We start from the raw sequence: 22,219 nt of genomic DNA, 5'->3' as shown, positions 1-22,219 counted from the left end.
CCTTCACTCGCTATTCCATCTGGCCATGATCGCGTTTCGTCGGATCGTTCCCTTGGCGGTTAGCTCGGCATGCTCGGCCGACAGAGGCGGATCGAAGCGATGAAGCGTCGCGTGGCGACAATGGGGATACTGGCTGAGAGTTTTTCGAATCGAATCTTCGTTCATGTCTCCATCGATCCAGCATTCCAGTCGCCCCCGCCAAACCAACATCGCGTGGTTCACGCCGGCGACTTGTTCAAGGTCGCGCTGAATCGAATTGGGTGAGATCTTTCGGCCGTTGTCCATCACCAACACATCATCCACTCGGCCGAGAATACGGAGCTGTCCGGTCTCTTCATCACGCTCGACTAAGTCTCCCGTTCGCAGCCAGCCGCCCGAGTCGATTTTCGCTCGCGTTGCAGTTTCGTCGTTCCAGTAGCCCTGCATCACATGCGGCCCGCGGACGTACAGTTCACCGCTACGGATTTCGTGTTGCCATCCGTCAACAAAATCACCAACCAAACCAGCCGTCGCATTCTCAGGCGTCGCACTGCAGATCACTGGCCCGGTTTCGGTCAATCCGTATCCTTGAATCACGGTGATGCCGAGTCGTTTGAACAGATCAAACGTGACCGCCGAAATCGGTGCGCCGCCACAGCCGAGCAATCGCAGTCGGCCCAATCCCATCGCGGCGAGGTCGGTGTCGGAATCAAGCAATTGATAGGCGATCGATGGCACGACATTCATCAGGGTTGGATGCACGATCGGCGCAAAATCACGCAGCCCATCAAACCCAAGGGTCACTGCCAACTTGCAACCGCTGATCATCCAAGTACCAAAGTCGCTTGTACGGGCGTACGCATGCGAAAGCGGTAGGACGGTCAGCCGCACGTCGTCGGTTGATTGAGGGACGGCCGTCAATTTTGCAGCCGCGTTGCCAAGCAAGTTCGTGTGCGTCAAGACGACTCCCTTGGGCGTCGACGTGGTGCCGCTGGTTTGCAGGACGAGCGCTGCCTCTGGCGATGCCGTTTGCATTTCATCAACGGAGATCAGTTCAGGATCAACACAAGCTTCCATCACTCCGTATCGCATCATTGCCAGAATATCGACGACTTGCTCGTGCGAGTTGTCGGGGTGGGCGTGACCGAAGTGGCGGTTTGCAAAGAATGCTGATCGCTCGTGGATCAAACGGTCAAGCTGTTTCCAAGTTGACGTGATCAACTGACCCGAAGAGCGCGAGCGAGCGATCAAAGCGACCGCGTCGCCACGATCGGCGACGTGAAAATCAAAGGCATCAATTAGACGTCGGTAGGGCACTTTTTTCTCGCGTGATGCAAAGCAAAATGGTAGCCGATTTCAATCGTCGCCGCGCAGCTTTCGAACAATGTCGTCAACGTCGTAGACGCATCCGCCCCAGGTGCCACCGCCGACTTGTTGCAGAGCTGCCCACAGTTTGGTGTCGTCGGGCATGTCCGGTTCGACTTGCAGATCAGGGTGAGGGGACCGATGGTTAAGAATTTGCTTGGCTGTCATCGATGGATCTTCGCTGACAAGATTCACATGCCCGATCATTTCATTTCGGTCGATCACGATATCAATCAGGTCGCCATCACGGACCTTGGCGATTGGGCCGCCGGCAAGTGCTTCGGGGCCAACGTGACCGATGCAAGCACCGGTGCTGACGCCCGAAAACCGTGCGTCGGTGATCAACGCGACTTGCTTGCCAAACGACAAGTACTTTAGCGCCGACGTGATCTGATACGTCTCTTCCATGCCGCATCCGATCGGCCCGCGACCAATCAACACGATCACGTCGCCAGCTTTGATCGGTCGATCGGTTTGCCCCTTGATCGCGGCAATCGCATCGCGTTCGGCAACGAACACTCTGGCACGCCCGCAATTGCGATACACGCCATCATCGTCAATCACATCCGGATCGATCGACGTTGCTTTGATCACAGAGCCTTCGGGGCACAAGTTGCCCGTCGGAAAGCAGACCGTGCTGGTAAGCCCGCGAGTCTTCGCGACCGACGGTGTCATGATGACGTCGTCCGGATCGATGCCATCGGCGTCACGCAATCGATCGCGGCAAACTTCGCGGCGCGGGCTCGTTTCCCACCGATCAAGAAGTTCATCCCAGGTCATGCCCGTGACAGTGCGAGCTTGCGTTTTCAGCAATCCCAGTCGGCGCAGATGCAGCGCCACTTCGGGGACACCGCCAGCCAAGAACATTTGCACCGTGGGGTGACCGACGGGGCCGTTCGGCAGACAGTCGACGAACCGAGGCACCAAGCGATTGATCTCGCGAAAGGCTGCCGCATCAGGTCGTTTCAGTCCTGCGGCGTGTGCGATCGCAGGAATGTGCAGCAGCAAGTTGGTGCTGCCGCCGACGGCCGCATGAACCAGCATCGCGTTGAAGAGTGCATCATCAGTCAAAATGTCGGCCATCGTTTCGCCTCGCTCGACCATGCCCAGGGACGCGTCGGCCGAGTCGCGTGCCAGTTGGGTCCAGATCGGTTGTCCGCTCGGGGCAAGGGCCGCATGCGGCACCGTCATCCCGAGTGCTTCGGCGACGACTTGGCTGGTCGCCGCGGTGCCTAAGAATTGGCAACCGCCGCCGGGCGTCCCACAGGCACGGCAGCCTTCTAGCGACGCTTCTTCCAATGTCATCTCACCCTTGGTGTATCGCGCACCGATTGTCTGGACCTTGCCCGCGTCTTCCCCGGTCGTTGGCGGCAGCGTTACACCGCCGGGAACCAACACATTTGCCAAGTGCCTTGTTCCGGCCAGCGCCATCATCATCGCGGGCAGTCCCTTGTCACAGGTCGCGATGCCGATGACTCCCTTTCGCTGTGGCAATGAACGAATCAGTCGCCGCATCACGATGGCAGCGTCGTTGCGGTAAGGCAACGAATCAAACATGCCTTTGGTCCCCTGCGTCCGGCCGTCACAGGGGTCGCTGACGAATGCAGCAAAGGGAACGCCGTCATGTCGACAGATCTGTTCGGCCGCTGCTTGGACCAGCAACCCAACTTCCCAGTGACCGGTGTGATAGCCCAGCGCAATCGGTTGGCCGTCCGGTGCCCGGACGCCACCCTGAGTGCTGAGTATCAAAAACTGGTCGCCCAGAACTCGCCGCGGATCAAATCCCATGCCGACGCTTTGCGTCAAACCAAAGATATCACCGCTGGTCCACTGGCGAAGAATTTCGTCGGACAACGGCAATGAACCTGTTGGTCCCTTTGCATGAGTCAGGATCGTGTCAGGGTCAAGTGATTCAAAGTATTGTTTCATAGCCGTCAATCGTATCTTAAACGCGCGAGGTTCCAAGGTCCGCACGGCTTCACGATGCATGACATTCGTCAAAATGTCCACAAGCCGCCGCGATGGAGCTCACTAGTTTGTGGATTTTACGATTGTCCGATCGATGTACGTTTGCTGCGAATGGACGAAGACGCCTCGCAATCCCACAGACGGTATGATTAGCGGCGGGGATCGAACGCCTATTCGATTAGCAACCCTGCTTTGCAATCGGCTCGATCGGTGTTTGGGATATCGTCGTTCCTTGGCGGCACCTCCTTTCTTGAATCGGTGGGATCAACGTGACACGTTTTTTTATCTTGCATTTCGTTAGCTTGCTGTCGATTGCCTCATTGTCGAATTGTCGCGGAGCAGAGGCCATCCCCTTGCGGCTTCGGCATCAAGTCGAGACGCAGTCAGGCAGTGGGATTTACCATCGCTTGGAAAAGGACGCCACTTGGTCACCCAGCGAAACCGCTCTGATCGTCTGTGATATGTGGGATGCGCATCATTGTTACCGTGCGGTGCAACGTGCCACCGAGTTTGCACCCCGCTTGGAACGCTTGGTAGGCAAAGTCCGTGATGCCGGAGTGACGATCATTCACGCGCCAAGCGGTTGCACGGCAGCCTATGAAGATACCCGGGCCAGGAAGCGAGCACTCGACGCAAAACCTGCCAGCGACCATCCGCCGAAAATTGCGGATTGGTGTACTGAAATTTCGGCGTCGGAAATGGCAGTCTATCCGATCGATCAAAGCGATGGCGGTGAAGACGATAGTCCGCAAGAGCACGCTGCTTGGGCTAAGAAGCTCGAAGCGAGCGGGCGGAACCCGCTCAGTCCATGGATGAAACAAATGGACGCGATCACCATCGATCAATCGAAAGATTTCATTAGCGATTCTGGCACCGAAATCTGGAACATACTGCAAGAACTTGGAATCAAGAATGTGATACTTACCGGCGTGCATACCAACATGTGTGTACTGGGGCGACCATTTGGATTACGCCGCATGGCGATGGCTGGAAAGAATGTTGTCTTGATGCGAGATCTGACCGACACGATGTACAACCCTGCGGCCAAACCTTATGTCAGCCACTTCACGGGCACCGACTTGATTGTCGACCATATCGAAAGGCATGTTTGCCCGACAATCAGTAGCGATCAAATTCTCGGCGGTAAACCGTTTCGTTTTCGAAACGACCGACGGCCTCATTTGGCAATCATGGTTGGTGAGGCAGAATACCGAACCAGCGAAACGTTACCGCGTTTTGCACTCGAGATGCTGGGGACGGACTATCGAGTGTCCTGGTTCTTTCCCCGCGCCGATGATAAGAATCGATTTCCAGGTCTCGATCAAATGTCCGAGGCGGATGCGTTGCTGATCTCCGTTCGTCGCCGCACGCTTCCCGCCGATCAGTTGGAAATCGTGCAACGTTTCGTCCAATCGGGCAAACCAGTGGTTGGGATCCGCACCGCCAGCCACGCGTTTTCGCTGCGAGGCCAACAGCCCCCGGAAGGTTGCGTCAGTTGGCCGGAATTCGATGCGACAGTATTCGGCGGTAACTACACCAACCACTACGGCAACGATTTGAAACCCGCGATTGAGTTGGCAAATGCGGACGCCCATCCGCTGGCCAGCGGATGGAAACCTAAACCGTTTCAAGCCGGCGGTTCGTTGTACGTGGTCTCGCCGGTTGCGAAAACCGCCGCCGTTATCCTTAATGGAAAAGTCGACGGACACCCAGCCGAACCGGTCGCATGGACGTATCAGCGAAGCGACGGTGGCCGATCGTTTTACACTTCGTTGGGCCACACCAAAGATTTTGAGCAACCCGAGTTCAATGAACTATTGAAGCGAGGCATCGATTGGGCGGTTAGAGAAGTCGCTCACTGACAAACGATGCGATTGGCGGCGAGGCTTTGGCTCCTAAATTTTTCGGTCAGTGTCTTCCTGTCAGCACCGTGCCCGGCGTTCCTGTTCGATTCCGGATGCTTTGTATCAAGACGCCGCCGGAGTCTCCTCATCCTCCCAACCTTAACCCATCGAGAATTCGTTGTTGCGTTCGTCTTGGTTGATTCGCGGAGGCCTGTTTGTTGTTCTGCTGGTGTGGGCAGTTCTGGTTTGGTATGTGCCAGCGATCAATGTATGCCAAGGGCATTTCAATGGGATCTATGGTGATCCGCCCAAGATGTTGATGTCGGCGTCCTCTTACAGTTCACCGCTGACACCGTCCGTGATCACCGAATCCGCAGTGGTCGACTTCGAAGAGCATCGTGTGTACCGACCGGTGCAAGGACGCGGCATTTCGTCACCCATGATCTTGGTCGACGGTAACCGGTTGTTGATTCAAGCGATCTATCCGACCAAATCGATCGACATGAGCGATGTCACGCAACGGTGGTTCGAATGGCGTGATGTGAAGACGGGTGAAGTGATCGAGTCCAAGTCGATCAAATTCGGTAGGTTCAAGGCCTGGGGAAGTTTGGGCACGATCCATGTTTCGACCGATCGAAAACAGATTGGGCTGGTCGACTTTGCAGACATGAAGAACGCCAAGTTTCGTACGTTCCCGTTGAACGTTTCGGATCACTGGTACGAGATTGAAGGTACCAATCACGTTCATACCGTCGAGCCAAAGCGTGTCGTGGTGCCTGCGCCAGTCGGAACTGCCAAGGGGACTGGTCCCGCGAAGACGCGTGACATACTAGAGAATGTTCTTTACGAACTTGACGCCGTCGAGGGCCCCAAGGAGTTGGCACGCTGGGTAGCGGGGGAGAAGCCGGAGTTCAGCTACACTAAATCGGGTTTGCCAATCATCACCGTGTCGGAGGAGCGAACAGGACTGGAGATTCGTTCCTCGGATGATGGATCGTTGCAACAAACGGTTGCATTGCCGGTTGGGTTCGATCCTTTGAAATCAAGCTTCAAGGTCAGAGGCGAAATGTTTGTCTTCGATCAAGGCGGAACAACGAAGTACTATGACGCGATCCGTGAAGTGATGCTCGCGGAACCTGATGATCGGGGTGACTGGCATGTGGACGGCCAATGGGATGGTCAGACGATTTGGTATAGCCCTGATTATGTTGCGGTGACGCGGGTCGCGAGCGATGGGGAATCGAAGTCCGTCGTGCGATGTAAGATTTCCGTTGCTGGCAAGGGCCGTTGGGTATCACATTTACTCGGTCCCGATCGACTTGCCGTTTCCATGACACGGCTGGGTGGATCGGTCGAAGTCTACGACGTCAATTCGGGTCAGATGATCGATGCGATTCGGCCGTACGCGTGGGTCGGGTGGGTATTTCCGGTCGCCTTGATCGGATACGTCGTCTGGATGGTGGCATGGCTGCGTGATTCAAAGCATCGGTATGAAGCGATCGCTGCAGAAGGCGGGCCGCCGAAGTGGCTTGTACTCGATTCATTGAAACTGCTCGGATTGCCGATGATCGCCTTGGTGGCGCGTGTGGTTCTTGTCGGAGATTCGACTGATTTGTATCGGCCGCCCTTCCAGTACGCGCAGGGGATATCGATGGCGATGTTGGCGATGGCAGTGGCACGGTTTTGTTGGGGGCAAGCCGTTTGGACTCGCCGTATCCTGCCGGTAGCGATCGTGTTTGTTTCGATCGGTTTTATTTTGGCGTATTGTTTCCGCGATGCGCCCCAGCATGCGACGATGGCGATCGTGTCCGTCAGCACGCCCCTGGTAGTCGCAGCTGCGGCCCTGATGTTCCTTCGTTTTGCGGGGTGTCGAATCAGCTACTTTCCGCCCGACCAGTTGCGGCATTCTGACCAGTTGCGTAATTCTGGCCAACATCGATCAGCTAGGCACGTCACAATCGGCAACGATCAGCAAAGCCGTTGGCCGATTCGCGATATGTTCTTGATTACCGCAGCGGCGTCGATGGTATTTGCGGCGATTCGTTTGTTGATCCCCACGCTCGGAGATATTCCTAGCATCAACTTCATGGAGCCGCTGCTGTTCCAGTTCAACTTGATCTTCCTGAGCGTGTTGATGCTGGCGCTGGTTCGTTGGCGTTGGGTCTATGCCGTCGGCGCGGTACTGTGTTCGTGTTTGATCGCATGGCTGATTGCCTGCGTCTTGTACCAATACATTTGGAATGCCGATTGGGCTGATGTAATGGGGATGCACCCTAATAACATCGTCCTGGCGACATTTGCAACGTCGCTGTTTGTTGGCCTGGTTCCGTTTCGAAACGCTGGGTATCGAATTGGAAACCGGTTCTTGGGGACTGCCTAAATGGACAACGCTATTCGTACCTGACCCCTTTGCGCCGATTGGGAAGACCCGCATTCAATGCACGATTGAAATGGGCTTCGATTGGTCGTCACCGAAATTTCTTCCTGCCCGAATGGCAACGGCGAAAGCGATTTGGGCGGCTTGCGGTTAAATGCGTTTTTACTGGCACACCCTAACGCTTTGTCATCTTATCACCTTCAACCTAATTCATTTCAAGCATGACAATCTCGTCGGCACATTCAGGGCTGCTGATCGAATTGTGTGCAGGTGGCATTGATGATGTTCTTCTAGCGGCGGAACTCCAGGTCGATCGGATTGAGCTCAATTGTGGCATGGCACTCGGGGGCCTCACACCATCGGCAGGCCTCGTGGCAGCCGCTCGGGAAGCATTCACCGGGCCGATCGTCGCCATGGTTCGTCCACGTGAAGCTGGTTTCACGTACTCAGAGGCTGAATTCAATCTGATGCTGGCAGACTGCGACTCTCTGCTGGCCGCGGGAATCAACGGCATCGCGATCGGCTGTCTCACGTCATCCGGTACAATTGATGCCCAGCGATGTGCCGCCATCCGTCGCCGATGCGCTACCACGACTCTGGTGTTCCATAAGGCGTTTGACGGAACCTCCGATTTGCTACTTTCGGCTCGTCAACTGATTGATGTCGGATTTGACCGCATTCTGACAAGTGGCGGAGCTAGCACAGCCGTCGCGGGAAGGCAACAAATTCGGACCCTGGTGCGGGATTTCAGCTCCCAGATAGAGATTGTCGTGGGCGGCGGAGTGCGAGCTGAAAATCTGGAGGACATCGTCAGAGAGACCGGCTGCGACCAGATTCATTCTTCCGTGCGTCGAGTCGTTGAGTGTCCACTATCTGCAAGTGATTGCGACTTCGGAGCAATTTTCCACAACGGTGTCGTGGGTTTCGGTATCGCCGACCGAACACAACTGCAACGTCTGATCCAGGTTGCTCGAGAACTCACCTAGCAACCATCACGAAAATAGGGTGACACTTTTGTCCAAACCACTCCTTTTCGCTGTTATTGGCTGATTTTCGCAGTTCATTGCAAAACAACTCACCCGCCGTAGAATGGGCGGTCTTCATCGATTCTTATTAAAAGTTCCTTCTCACCTGACTGACAATGCTTTGGACTTTTCCAATCTAATCGAAATGATTTTCACCCTCGCCGGCGGGCTGGGAATTTTCCTGCTAGGCATGAAGTATATGTCCGACGGAATGCAGGCAGTCGCCGGCAGCAGCTTACGGCGGCTAATTGGTGCGGTGACGAACAATCGCATCCTGGCTGCCACGGTGGGTGTCGTTGTCACGTGCATTGTACAATCCAGCTCGATCACAACCGTGATGGTGGTGGGCTTTGTGAATAGTGGTGTGATGGTATTGGCACAGGGAATCGGAGTGATCATGGGGGCCAATATCGGCACCACGATCACCGGATGGATCTTGGTACTGAAAGTTGGCAAGTACGGATTACCACTGCTGGGATTTTCCTCCTTCGCTTACCTGTTCTCCAAGGGCGACCGGTGGCGATACTGGGCAATGTTCGTGATGGGCGTTGGTATGGTTTTCTTTGGGCTGGAAATCATGAAGGACGCTTGCTCAGTCATCAAGGAGATTCCCGAATTCGAGGCTTGGTTCGCCAGGTTCAATGCCGACACTTATGTGGGAGTGCTTAAGTGCGCTGCCGTTGGCTGTATTCTGACGACGCTGGTTCAGTCCTCTTCAGCGACGCTGGGAATCACAATCTCGCTGGCGACGCAGGGAGTCATTTCTTATCCAACCGCCGCTGCACTCGTGCTTGGGGAGAACATCGGCACCACCATCACCGCCTTTCTAGCGTCGCTTGGGACAACCACTCACGCTAGGCGCGCCGCATACTTTCACATCATCTTCAATCTCATAGGTGTATTCTGGATTACGTTAATTTTTCAGTGGTACATCGGCTTGATTCAGTCCATCGTCGGAGTTGATGTTGCTGAAAAAGTGATGGTTGACGGCAGCCCGACGTTTCCAAATGTGGTGGCTGCGATCGCGGCGACGCATAGTGTTTTCAACATTGCGAACACGCTGCTGTTTCTGCCGTTCTTGACTCCGATGGTGCGGTTTCTCGAGTGGGCGGTTCCTGCGCGAGCTTACAAAGAGAAACCACGTTTAACAGACCTGGATGTCTTGATTCTCGAAACGCCACTGCTTGCGATCGAACAGTCACGTAAAGAAGTCCTGAAAATGGGTGACGGATGCTTGAAAATGATGGATTGGTTGCTGCAATTGATGAACGAGGACGAGCCGGATAAGACGCTCGCGGATCGTTTGAAGCAACGGGAACGAATCCTTGATAGCGTCCAGGACGAAATCGCCGAGTTCATGACGGGACTACTGTCGGGCGGTAATATTTCACACGCGACGGCGGAGGAAGCCAGACGCCAATTGCGGATCGCTGACGAGTACGAGTCGATTAGCGACTACATCGCCAATCTGGATAAGTTTGACCGCAAGCTTCGTCGTGATGGCTTTCGGTTTACTGATTCCCAGCGGGCCGATCTGGGGCAATTGAACCGACACATCGTTGAATATGTTGCGGCGGTCCACGATGGATTGGCGAAAGACAATCGAAATACGTTGGCGGCGACAAGTGCCGCTGCCAAACGAGTCCGCGCCGAAGTCAAATCGCTGCGTCGCAAGCACTTGGAAGAACTGTCGACAGGCCCGATTCCGCCGGTGGTCAGTGTCGCGTTCCTGGCCGCGCTCAATGCCTATGTCCGAGTTCGTGATCATGCACAGAACATTGCCGAAACAATTGCACCAGATAAATAGGCGATCGAGCTAGTAGACTTACGGCTTCGCGGTCGTCGTTTTAATCGCTACTCTTGGCGTTCATGTCTGCGAACGAATCTATCACCACGACCGAGCTGAGTAACGCGAAAGTCGTGGTCCGGCTGCTGCGGTTGGCTTGGAATTACCGTGGTTGGTGCGCCGCAATGCTGGTGCTGCAAGCGGTGTTGATGGGGCTAGCCGTGACGTTGGTGCAAGTTGGTGGGCTGACGATTGACGTGATTCGTTTTCACGCGGGCTCGTCGGCCCTGCCGCCAAGCCTGCCGCTAGGCTTCGTTTTTCCTGTCGCTTGGGCGCCGATGCAGCAGGTGATCTCGCTCGTAGTTGCGATGATCGTGATTGCGATTTTGCGAGCGATTCTCAACTACGCCTATGCGCTGACGTCCGGCACTCTGGTGCAGCGCAAGATTGTCGTGGACTTGCGTGCGGCCGTGTATGCGAAACTGCAACGACTAAGTCTTCGGTTTTACAGCGATCAGCCGGTCGGCACGATCATCAATCGTGTCACCGGCGATGTGCAGGCGACGCGAATGTTCATCGACGGCGTGCTGGTGCAGCTTTCGATTCTGGCAATGTCGTTGATTGTCTACTTGACGTTCATGTTGCGAATTCACATTGGTTTGACGATCGCGTGCTTGATGACAACCCCGGTGATTTGGGGGATCAGCATTCGTTTTTCGCAAACCGTACGGCCGATGTACGATCGCACGCGGCAACTGTTCGACGATTTGGTTTTGCGGATCGCCGAAAGCAGTGACGGAGTTGCCGTGATCAAAACTCTAGGGCGACAGTCTGCCGAGACCGAACGTTTTCACCGAGCCAACGATGCTGTTCAGAGTCAACAGCAAGACGTCTTCGCCAAGGTCAGTAACTTCGGCCCGCTGATCGGCTTTTTGACTCAGGTCAACTTGGTCATTCTGCTGATCTATGGCGGCTACTTGACCTCGATTGGCACGCTGGCTTTGGGTACTGGGCTGATCGTTTATGCGGGATTACTGCAACAGTTCAGCAATCAAGTCGGCAATCTATCTGGTCTGGCCGGCTCGATTCAACAATCGCTGACTGGCGCAAGACGGGTCTTTGAAGTGCTTGATGCGAACGAAGAAGTCAAGGCTCCGCTTGATCCTTGGAAACCCGATCGCATTCGCGGCGATATCGACTTGCACGGCGTGTGGTTTGAGTATCAGCCCGGAACAACCGTGTTGAAAGACATCTCGCTGCACATTCGAGCGGGCGAGCGAATCGCGATCCTGGGGGCGGTGGGCCAGGGCAAGTCGACGCTGTTGAGTTTGATTCCGCGGTTCTTTGATCCGCAGTGCGGTATCGTCGAAGTCGATGGCGTGGATGTACGACAGTGGGATTTGAAAACGCTGCGCCGCAGCGTTGGTTTGGTTTTGCAAGAACCGCTTCTGCTCAGCAATACGATCGGCGCGAATATCGCATTCGGCGTTCCCGGTGCGTCTCGCGAACAAGTGCGGATGGCGGCGCGCTTAGCAGTGGCTCATGATTTCATCATGGATTTGCCTGACGGTTATGACACAATGTTGGGCGAATTCGGCATGTCGCTTTCCGGCGGACAGCGACAACGCCTGGCATTAGCGAGAGCAATCTTGACGGACCCGGCAATCTTGTTGCTCGATGATCCGGTATCGGCGATCGATCCAGAAACCGAACACGAAATCATGACGGCGATGGAAACTGCGTCCGCCGGCCGCACGACGTTCATTGTCGCGCATCGTTTAAGCACGCTGCGGGGGTCGGATCGAGTGCTGGTGATTGACGAAGGTGCGATTGTCCAAGAGGGCACGCATGCGGAACTGGTACGACAAGAAGGACCTTATCGAGCGGTAGCGCAGAGCCAGGGAATCGAGGTGACGAAATGAGTAACGCCGCCTTCCCGCCGATGGTTCGTGTCGTCCGCGATCCCGAAGCCGACGCGGAAGCCAAACAACGTCCGCTGTCGATGGCGCTGGTGCGGCGGTTATGGGCGCTGATGAAGCCGCACACTCGCAAGCGAAACCTATTGACGGTGCTAGTTGTTCTGCGATCGATGCAGTTGCCCGCACTCGCATGGGCGATCGGTGCGGTCATCAACGGGCCGATCACGCGTGGAACGCAGGCTGATGGTGGACAGTTTTTCGCGATTGTGATGGGAGCGGTCGGTGTGCTGATTTTGGCAGCGATCACGCAAGTGACCTTCATTTATCGACAACGGTTGGCGCTAGAACTTGGTGAGTCTGTGGTTCACGATCTGCGAGGCCAAGTGTACGAACACTTGCAGCAGATGCCGATGCAGTATTACGCAAAAACAAAGACAGGCCGCATCATCAGTCGCATTACCAGCGATTGCGATTCTGTTCGCGTGGGCGTGCAAGATGTGCTGTTCGTTTCGATGGTTCAAGCCGGACAAATGGTCGGCGCGGCGCTAGTGATGGCCTGGTATGACCTGCCGCTGCTGGCCGTCGTCGTCGCGATGAGTCCGGTCATGTGGCTGATCGGCCGCGTGATGCGTTCGAGACTTAGTAAAGCGTATCGTGAGGTGCAGGAGAGTTTTAGCCGCGTGACGGCAACGATCGCCGAATCCGTCGCGGTGATTCGGGTTACTCAGGCGCTCGCTCGCGAAGACGTCAACGCAGATCTGTTCCGCGAACTGACCAGCGACCATGCCCAGTACAACATGAACACGGTTCGAGCAGGCGGGCAATTGATGCCGCTGTTGGAATTGACCGGTCAAGTTTCGATGGGCTTAGTGTTGGTGGTTGGTGCTTACCGCGCGATTGTCGTCGCCGATCCGATGCCCGTTGGCGATCTAATTCAGTTCTGGTTTTTGGTCGGCTTGTTCTTTAGTCCCATTCAAGTGTTGGGCAACCAGTACAACCAGGCGTTGGCGGCGATGGCGGGTGCCGAACGTGTGTTTCGATTGCTCGACACGCCGCCTGCATGGACCGACGTTGACAACGCTTGCGAACTACCTCCGGGCGTCCGCGGTGACTTGTCGGTCGAAAACGTTACATTTGCGTATGAGCCCGGTCGCCCGGTGCTGCGAGATATCTCGTTCAGTGCCCCGGCGGGTTCGATGATTGCTTTGGTGGGCGAAACCGGCAGCGGTAAATCGACACTCACCAACATGATCGCCCGATACTACTTGCCCGATTCTGGGATCGTCAAAATCGATGGTTACGACATTCGCCAACTGACATCAAAGTCGCTAGCACACGTCGTTTCCGTTGTGCCACAGCAGAACTATTTGTTTACCGGCACTGTGGGCGAAAATATCATCGCCGGTCGCGACGGAGCAACGGCCGACGACGCGATCGCGGCGCTGCGGTCGCTCGATTGCGAGTGGCTAATCGATGACTTGCCTGAGGGTTTGAACACACAGGCCGGTTCGCGCGGTGGCCGAGTTTCACTGGGGCAGCGTCAATTGATTTGCTTTGCCCGCGCGGTCGTCGCCAATCCAAGAATCTTGATCTTAGATGAGGCCACCAGCGCCGTGGATACGATGACGGAAGTGCGGATTCAGCATGCACTGGAACGGTTGCTCGAGAGTCGAACCAGCATCGTCGTCGCGCACCGGCTGAGTACGATCAAATCCGCCGACCAAATCCTCGTCTTTGATCACGGCCAAATCATTGAACGCGGCAGCCACGACGAGCTCCTAGACCAGTCTGGCACCTACGCCACGCTGTACGAACGATTCGTGTCGCAATCGATACCTCAATCTCGGTCGCGTTAACACCAGTCTGCCTTGGGCATATCTGGCCGTGGTGGGTTACAATGACGGATGTTTCTCGAGTCTCCGCCTGAACCCGCCTCGACATCATCAATGCGCACTGAGTACCCCCGCCCGTTTTTGGGCATCATCATCGCCGCAGTTTTTTCATTGCTGGTTTCCGCTGAAGCGATGGGAGTCGAGCCGATCGATTTCAACCGTGATGTGCGACCGATTTTGATCCAGCACTGCACGTCGTGTCATGGTGGCGTTAAACAGGCGGGTGACGTGTCATTTGTCTATGCCGACCTTGTCTTGCCGCCGGATGGCTGGATCGTGGAACCCGGCGATCCTGATGCGTCGGTCTTGATCGAACGAATCACCACCGATGATCCCGATGCGCGGATGCCACCACCGGACGAACATCCCGAACCGCTTTCAGCAGAAAAAGTCGCGACATTGACGCGGTGGATTGCTGAAGGTGCCAAGTGGGGCGATCTATGGTCGATGGCGCCGCTGGAGACCGATTTCAAGCTGCCCGTTCACGATTCCAATTGGGCGAGAAAGTCGTTGGACGAATTTGTTCTTGCTGGTGTGGTTGCCAATGAATTGACACATGCACCCGAAGCGCCACCGGCCCAGTGGCTGCGGCGAGCGTCGTTTGATCTGAACGGCTTGCCACCGACGATCGACCAAATTGATTCGTTCTTGAAAAAGTGTGTCGATGCGAATTCCGGTTTAGAAGTCGATCAGGTCTACGCCGCGGAAGTCGATCGAATGCTCGCCAGTCCTAACTATGGGCAACGGTGGGCTTCGCTTTGGATGGACTTGGCTCGGTATGCGGATTCGCGTGGCTTCGAAAAGGATCCTCACCGTGACATGTGGCCTTACCGTGATTGGTTGATCGACGCTTTCAATCGTGACATGCCCTACGACGAATTTACGATCAAGCAATTGGCCGGCGATCAACTTCCTGATCCAACGGCCGACGAATTGATTGCGACGGCGTTTCATCGAAACACGCAAACCAACACCGAGGGTGGTACCGACGACGAAGAGTTTCGTGTTGCGGCGATCATTGATCGGGTCAACACGACATGGACGGTCTGGCAAGCGACGACGTTCGGATGTGTCCAGTGTCACTCGCACCCGTACGACCCGATCGAACACGACGAGTATTACCGATGCATGGCGTTGTTTGATAATTCGTCGGACGCCGATTTGGATGATGACTATCCGACCATCAAAGTCCCAATGGATCGATCGCAAATCGAAGACGCCGTCGCAATCCAGCGACAGCACGAAATCATTCGCAACGAACGCAACGAATTTGGCCGCTCATTTGCGACTTCCGTTCCGTGGAACTTGATCACGCCGGCAAACGTTTCCTCCACCGGTGGCCAGTTGGAAATCGTTGGCGATCATGTGCAGACCAAATCGGGCACGTTCCCGGTTGGCGTTGAGTATACCGTTGACTTCGCTGCTGAATCCATGACCGAAACGGAGTCGCCGATGACGGCGCTGCGGATTGAGATTGCTCGCTTGTCGGATGATCCCACGACCGGCCCCGAAAAAGGTTCCGTACTTAGTAAATTGATCGCTAGTTTGATCGCCGCCGACGGCACAAAGTCGCCAGTTCAGTTTACTGATGTTTTCGTCGATTCTGTGACTGGCCCGGCCGATCCACGCGATGCGTTGAAAGACAACGATCGAGGTGTGGGCGAGTTTCCGAAGTTAAACGCTACACGCTGGGCCGTTTTTGTTTTGGCCGAACCGCTGCAAATCCCTGATGCAGCAAGCTTGGAATTAGTGATGCGACAGAAGGCCTCCACGTCGGGCAACAACGCGACACCGATCCGCCGGTTCGCTTGGTCGACCAGCGATGACATAAGATGGATTCAGCGATCGACAAGCGATGAACTTCGGCGACTCGACGAAACGCTTTCCCAGTCAAAATCGCGAGTCGACAAGATCCAGGGTGGGTCGTTGCCGGTGATGGCCTCGCGGCCAGTTTCGGCGCGAAGAGAGACTCGAACTTTCACTCGCGGAAATTGGATGGATCGTGGTGAAGAGGTCGAACCGGGAATTCCAAGTGTGTTTGCAAATGCAGACGGGTTTCCGGTGGTCAACAATCGATTGCAGTTCGCGAAGTGGTTGGTTTCGACCGAAAATCCATTGGCGGCAAGAGTTTGGGCCAACCGTGTTTGGGCACAGTTGTTCGGACGCGGGTTGGTCGAGACTCAAGAGGATTTTGGTTCAAGCGGCCTGCCGCCGTCGGACCCGCTGTTGCTTGATCACATCGCCAATCGATTGCAATCCAGCCATCAGTGGCACTTGAAACCGTTCTTGCGTGAACTGGTGTTGTCGTCAACCTATCGACAAGACAACGAAGTGACGGCGGAACAGCATGCTAAGGATGCAGCAAATCGGTATTACGCTCGCGGACCACGGACCGGATTATCGGCGGAAATGGTTCGTGACCAAGCGATCGAAGCATCGGGGTTGATCAACAATCAAGTCGGCGGTCCGTCCGTGATGCCACCTCAGCCCGACGGAGTATGGCAAACCATTTACAGCGGCGCGTCATGGGAAAATGCAAAAGATTCACAGCGTTACCGGCAGGCCCTCTACACGTATTGGCGGCGCACGAGTCCCTATCCGAGTTTTCTGACATTTGATTCGCCGACTCGTGACCTTTGTTCGGCACGTCGGATCGATACAAATACTCCGCTTCAAGCATTGGTAACTCTAAACGATCCTGTTTACCAGGAATGTTCGCACGCGCTCGCTGACCGTTCGCTCGCTCTGTGCGATGGATCGATTGAGCACACGATCCAGCGGATGTACCGGTCCGTAACGGGGAAATTTCCGACTGATCTGGAATCCACCGAGCTGTTGTCGCTGTACCGAGATCTGTGCGATCCTTCGGCAGAAGACCAGTTTGCAGACCAAACCGTCGATCGGGCAGCAATGGCGATTGTCGCCAACACTATTTTGAACCTCGACAAGGCGTTGACCAAATGAGCTACCCTAACGATTCGATTCGCGACGGTGTTGCCCGCTGGGCCACGCGGCGTCACTTCATCAAGGACTGTTCGCTTGGTCTGGCTGGGATGTGGATGGGGGCTTCGGCGACCGGGCAAGCCAGCGCCATGGAATCTGGCGGACACGATGGTCGTGGCGTGCATTTTCCGCCTCGCGCCAAACGAGTGATCTTTCTGCACATGGCAGGCGCGCCGAGCCAACTTGAACTGTTCGATTACAAGCCGGACTTGCAGTTGCTTGATGGCAAGGAATGCCCGGCAAGTTTCTTAGAAGGCAAACGGTTCGCGTTCATTCAGGGCGTTCCTAAAATGCTGGGACCGCAGTTTCCGTTCAAGCAATGCGGCGAAAGCGGCGCTTGGGTATCGGACCGATTGCCCGAGTTCCAATCGGTGGCGGATAAGGTTTGTTTCATCAAATCGATGCAGACGACTCAGTTCAACCACGCTCCTGCGCAGTTGTTACTGCACACCGGAAACCAGAATTTGGGTTCTGCTTCGTTTGGTGCTTGGACGATGTACGGGCTGGGCAGCGAGAACGAAAACCTTCCCGGATTCATCGTTTTAGTTTCCGGCGGAAAAACGCCGTCGGCGGGCAAGAGCGTTTGGGGATCAGGTTTCTTGCCATCGGTTCATCAAGGCGTTCAGTGTCGTTCCAAGGGCGATCCGGTTTTGTACCTTTCAAACCCAGATGATGTCTCTCGCCAGCAACGTCGCCGAGCGTTGGACGCGATTGAACGAATCAACCGAGCGACCTTCGAGGAATCCGGCGACCCCGAAGTGCTGACCCGCATCTCGCAGTACGAGATGGCGTTTCGGATGCAGACTCATGCGACCGATGCGTTCGATTTGTCACAAGAAACAGTGGCGACTCACGAGGCCTACGGGACTCAGCCCGGCCAGGAGTCATTCGCCAACAATTGCTTGCTGGCTCGGCGGTTGGCAGAACGGGATGTGCGATTCATTCAGTTGTTTCACTGGGGTTGGGATTCGCATGGCGCGGGTGCGGCGGAGGCGCTCAATGCAGGTTTCACGGACCGCTGCAATGAAGTCGATCGACCGATGACGGCACTATTGAAGGACTTGGAGCAACGCGGGCTGTTGGAAGATACGCTGGTGGTTTGGGGCGGCGAGTTTGGCCGGACGCCGATGCGAGAAAATCGCGGCGGAAAGGAAATGAAGTTGATCGGCCGCGATCATAATCCTGGCGGCTTCACGATGTGGTTGGCCGGTGGAGGTGTGAAACCCGGTATCTCGTTCGGCGAAACCGACGAGATTGGATACGAAGCTGTCCGCGACAAGGTTTCGCCGCACGATCTGCACGCGACTCTGCTGCACACGCTGGGGATTGACCACAAGCGACTGACGTACTTCACCCAAGGATTGCCTCAGCGGTTGTCCAACGTCACGCAGCCGTCGCGAGTGGTGGAGGAAATATTGAGCTGAGATTACTGGCGAAGCTTTTTCCCGACGGATCCGTTTCTGTTGACGCGTCATTGAATCGGCTGTCGGCGGGAAACTGCGTCGATCCGGTCAGGCAAGATATGACGGTTGGTGGATCGACGATTCCGCATCCGTGCTCGGTTGGTCGATACAAACGTTACGACTTCTGCGTTGACCAATTCGCATTGAACCGCGAGCAAAGGATTGCTTCTTGTGACGAACGTCTCACCCCAACGTTCCGCATCGCCTGGCATCAGCCCAGGCGAAGCGTCGACTTCGATCCTCGGCATTTGGCGAGTCGGCCGCCTGCTGCATCGCAGCACGACAGCCGAACTGAGTTTGGCACAGCCCGCCGACGCCGCAGGCAGTCCGCGATGGGATTACGCGATCAAGCGTGCCACCGCTGACGATATCGAGAGTCGTCGACAAATCACCCAGTTCGTCGCTGCAGCTTCGACGATCGTACATCCAAATTTAGTTGCTGTTTTAGACGCTTCGAATTCGGCTGCATCGCCGTATCTTGTGATGCCGCGACTTGATGGCGTCACGATGCAGGCTCATTTGGATTCTTCGGATCCGAAACCGTTGCCGGTCGCGTTATGGTTGGTTCGGCAATTGGCTCAGGCGCTAGACGCGTTGCACACCGCCGGCTGGGTGCACGGCGATGTGAAACCCGATAACGCGATCGTCGGTTCACGTGGGCACGTGACGCTTGTGGATCTCGGGTTTGCCTGTCGAATTCACACGGTGGCGGGAGGCCATTTTCGCGGCACTCCGGCTTACTCGGCACCCGAAGCGATCTCGGGCAATCACGCTGCGATTGCGGCGTCAGATGTCTTTTCGCTGGGGCGGATTTTGTGGCAGTGGCTAGCCCACACTCACGCAGCCAGTCGCGCGACGTTGGAACCGATTGCTGATCTTGTTGAGTCGATGATTGCGGTTGATGCGGTTAAGCGGCCAACCGCTGGCCGAGTGGCAAAGCAATTGTTGAAGCTCGAAATTGAAACGTTGGGCCAACACATCGGTCCATCCGAAGGAATTCGCCGCGCGGCGTGATCGAGGATGATCACTTCCCGTCTGGCACCATCGCCCACCGGCGCCCAACATTTGGGGAATGCGCGAACGTACTTGATCGCGCATTGGTCGGCGCTGCATTCGCAGGCGAACATGATTCTGCGAATCGAAGATGTGGATTCACCGCGGATCAAACCATGGGCGACGGCGCAAGTGATCGAAGACTTGCGTTGGTTAGGTATCACGTGGAACGAAGGCCCCGATGTTGGCGGTCCTCATTCACCCTACGTCCAAACCGAGCGAATGAGTCTGTATCGTACCTCGCTGGATCGCTTGATCGAGGCCGATCGAGTTTACCCGTGTGTTTGCACGCGGAAAGACATCGAGGAAGCCGGATCCGCGCCCCACTTCGAACACGAGAGCCCGATCTATCCGGGCACCTGTGCGAGCTGGCAAAACGGTGACCAGCTTCCAGAGCCTGGCAAGTATTGTTGGCGATTTCGCGCGGGCAGCGATAACGTCGCATTTGACGATCTCGTGCTCGGTCAACAATCGTGCATCCCGAAGACGTCGCTCGGTGATTTTCCAATTACCCAAAAAAACGGGCAGCCGTCTTACCAGCTTGCGGTCGTGGTGGACGACGCGGCAATGGGGATCACTGAAGTCGTCCGTGGCAACGATCTTCTCGCCAGCACATTTCGGCAGTTAGAAATCTATGCTGCGTTGGACGCCATCCCACCTCAATTTGCTCACGTGCCGCTGGTCCGAGGCCCCGACGGTCGGCGACTCGCCAAGCGTCATGGCGACACGAGGCTGAGCCACTATCGTGACCGGGGTGTTGCACCAGAGACGATCATCCGCTGGGCTGCCCAAACAAGTGGGCTCGATCCCAACGGCGAAGGTTTCAGTTGGTCGAAGCTCAGCCGAGAAGACGTGATCTTTGACGACTTCTCGTAAGGTTGTCCGCGTCAATCGCTACGCGACTTCTGCAGTCGTCCACTTTCCGTCAACCAGACGCCAAGTTTCGCCGGTCGGGTTTTTGTCTTGCAAGATCGCGGGCAACCGGTTCGGGCGAACGTTGTCGAAGCTGGTCAGCTTGCCAAATCGAACCAGTGATCCAGGAACACCAACGGCCGTGAAGCCCGGATGTCCCGTCGCAGGATACGGTCCGCCGTGGTTCATCGCGGCCGAGACCGCAACACCCGTTGGCATTTTGTCGTTCAGCAAGCGGCCAACTTTGGGCGTCAGCTCGAAGCTGATCGCCGATGCAGCGTCCTCGTCGCTGCCGTCTTTGGCCGTGTACAGGCAGCCCGTCAAGTTGCCTTCGAGATGACCGATCGCTGCACAAAGTTGTTCAACGCTGTCGGCCACCACCAACAACGACGCGTTTCCGAATGCTTCGGTTTGAAAGCCTTCGGGATTGCTTAGAAACTCGGATGCGGTTGTTTTGAGCAACGTGTTGGCGTAGGCACATCGGCCGGATTCTGGTTCGCCACCACCAGTCAGTAGTTCCGCGCCGAAGTCACATAGCTTTTTGATGCTGGACGACAAACTCTTGGCGACGGCTGGCGATAGCAGCGTGCCCGCAGGCGATGACTTGAACTTGTCGGTAACCGATGCAATGAACTTATCTGTGGCTTCGCCTTTGACCAGCATCACCATGCCGGGGTTGGTGCAGAACTGGCCTGTCCCCATTAAGACACTGGTGATGAATTCGCCAACGATTTCGTCGCCACGTTCGGCTAGGGCGGCCGGAGTGATCGCAACCGGATTGACGCTGGAAAGTTCCAAGTAGATCGGCTTGCCGGCTTTGTCGGCGGCGGCCTTGAGAGCCAATCCGGCACCACGGCTGCCCGTGTATCCGGTTGCTCCGGTGCGAGCATCGGAAACTAGCCGTTCACCATCCGCGTGGCTGGTGCGATAGATCAATTGAACCGTCGCCGCCGGCAGTCCCGTTTCGGTCAAGGCTTCGGCGGCCTGTTCGGCTAATAACCGGGTCGTTTCAGGATGCGAGCTGTTCGCTTTGGCAATCACGGGGTTGCCGGCAGCGATCGCGGCAGCAAAGTCGCCACCCGAAACGCTGTTGAACGCGAACGGGAAATTGTTTGGTCCGAACACGCAGACGGGACCGAGCGGTTCAAAGACACTGCGAATGCCGGCCGCGGTATCGATGGTCGCCATTGCCCAGTTTCCGGTTCGGCAAGCTTTTGCGGCGGCGCGAAGCTGGTTGCTGGTGCGTGGCAATTCAACGTCGGCAAGACGAGGTGACTTGCCGAGTCCGGTTTCAGCAAACGCCGATTCGACGAGAGAGTCTTTGGCAGCGTCAATTCGATCCGCATAACGTTCCATGAACTCAGCGATCTTGGCCGACGGCAACTTGCGAAGCTGGCGTGCTGCGTCAACGGCGGCGTTTAGAGCTTCGTCACAGTCTTGCCAAGAACTGACGGGGAATTCGGCAGCTAGGCGTTCGTTTTTGTTCGGGTCTGTGGCTTGATAGGTGTCGGAAAAATTGGCGTCACGCCATTGGCCGGCGATCAAGACAGGACGAACGGTTGCGGTCGAGGTGGGCATGGTTGGTTGTGGTATTTGGGTATTGAAAACGGAGTTGCTCTCTGGCAGGCAAGAG

Annotated in this window: 13 protein-coding genes; 10 read left to right on the top strand and 3 right to left on the bottom strand. The window is 56.0% G+C overall.

What is annotated here, in order from left to right; all coding sequences use genetic code 11:
* Positions 1–3: 3 nt before the first annotated feature.
* Together Poly59_RS11685 and Poly59_RS11680 are read right to left on the bottom strand one after the other, a co-directional pair.
* Positions 4–1,296 carry a class I adenylate-forming enzyme family protein gene (locus Poly59_RS11685; RefSeq protein WP_146534196.1) on the bottom strand — a complete coding sequence of 431 codons (1,293 nt, stop codon included), beginning with the start codon at positions 1,294–1,296 and terminating at the stop codon, positions 4–6.
* Positions 1,297–1,335: 39 nt separating this feature from the next.
* Complete coding sequence (locus Poly59_RS11680) at positions 1,336–3,273, bottom strand: YjhG/YagF family D-xylonate dehydratase (protein WP_146534195.1); 1,938 nt, start codon at positions 3,271–3,273, stop codon at positions 1,336–1,338.
* Between the two features lie 308 nt (positions 3,274–3,581).
* Here Poly59_RS11680 and Poly59_RS11675 point away from each other — a divergent pair, with 308 nt between their 5' ends.
* From Poly59_RS11675 to gluQRS, 10 genes are all read left to right on the top strand, one after another.
* Positions 3,582–5,174: an isochorismatase family protein gene (locus Poly59_RS11675; protein ID WP_146534194.1), complete on the top strand. Its 1,593-nt coding sequence runs from the start codon at positions 3,582–3,584 to the stop codon at positions 5,172–5,174.
* A 160-nt stretch (positions 5,175–5,334) separates the two neighbouring features.
* Entirely contained in the window at positions 5,335–7,536 is a 2,202-nt protein-coding gene (locus Poly59_RS11670) for a DUF3488 domain-containing protein (protein WP_186776187.1), read from the top strand.
* Positions 7,537–7,754: 218 nt separating this feature from the next.
* A complete protein-coding gene (locus tag Poly59_RS11665; protein WP_146534192.1) occupies positions 7,755–8,519 on the top strand; it encodes a copper homeostasis protein CutC in 765 nt (254 codons plus the stop codon).
* Between the two features lie 184 nt (positions 8,520–8,703).
* Positions 8,704–10,365, top strand: coding sequence for a Na/Pi cotransporter family protein (locus tag Poly59_RS11660; protein ID WP_246151564.1), 1,662 nt, complete (start codon positions 8,704–8,706; stop codon positions 10,363–10,365).
* A gap of 62 nt (positions 10,366–10,427) precedes the next feature.
* On the top strand, positions 10,428–12,266 hold the full coding sequence (locus Poly59_RS11655) for an ABC transporter ATP-binding protein (protein WP_146534190.1): 1,839 nt from the start codon (positions 10,428–10,430) through the stop codon (positions 12,264–12,266).
* Positions 12,263–14,119, top strand: a complete 1,857-nt coding sequence (locus tag Poly59_RS11650; protein WP_146534189.1) for an ABC transporter ATP-binding protein — start codon at positions 12,263–12,265, stop codon at positions 14,117–14,119. Before Poly59_RS11655 ends, Poly59_RS11650 begins: the two co-directional genes overlap by 4 nt.
* A 90-nt stretch (positions 14,120–14,209) precedes the next feature.
* On the top strand, positions 14,210–17,119 hold the full coding sequence (locus tag Poly59_RS11645; protein WP_186776186.1) for a PSD1 and planctomycete cytochrome C domain-containing protein: 2,910 nt from the start codon (positions 14,210–14,212) through the stop codon (positions 17,117–17,119).
* Positions 17,116–18,582, top strand: a complete 1,467-nt coding sequence (locus Poly59_RS11640) for a DUF1501 domain-containing protein (RefSeq protein WP_146534187.1) — start codon at positions 17,116–17,118, stop codon at positions 18,580–18,582. Before Poly59_RS11645 ends, Poly59_RS11640 begins: the two co-directional genes overlap by 4 nt.
* 210 nt (positions 18,583–18,792) lie before the next feature.
* On the top strand, positions 18,793–19,635 hold the full coding sequence (locus Poly59_RS11635; protein WP_246151563.1) for a protein kinase domain-containing protein: 843 nt from the start codon (positions 18,793–18,795) through the stop codon (positions 19,633–19,635).
* Positions 19,636–19,641: 6 nt separating this feature from the next.
* Positions 19,642–20,550 (top strand): tRNA glutamyl-Q(34) synthetase GluQRS, encoded by a 909-nt coding sequence (gene gluQRS / locus Poly59_RS11630; protein WP_146534186.1) that lies wholly within the window; start codon positions 19,642–19,644, stop codon positions 20,548–20,550.
* A gap of 18 nt (positions 20,551–20,568) precedes the next feature.
* Here the strand turns inward: gluQRS and Poly59_RS11625 are convergent, their stop codons facing one another.
* Positions 20,569–22,164 carry an aldehyde dehydrogenase (NADP(+)) gene (locus Poly59_RS11625; protein WP_146534185.1) on the bottom strand — a complete coding sequence of 532 codons (1,596 nt, stop codon included), beginning with the start codon at positions 22,162–22,164 and terminating at the stop codon, positions 20,569–20,571.
* Positions 22,165–22,219 lie beyond the last annotated feature (55 nt).

This window comes from Rubripirellula reticaptiva (assembly GCF_007860175.1).
Classification (GTDB): domain Bacteria; phylum Planctomycetota; class Planctomycetia; order Pirellulales; family Pirellulaceae; genus Rubripirellula; species Rubripirellula reticaptiva.
The sequence above is the reverse complement of the archived record's forward strand: the minus strand, read 5'-3'. Positions and strand labels throughout refer to the sequence as shown.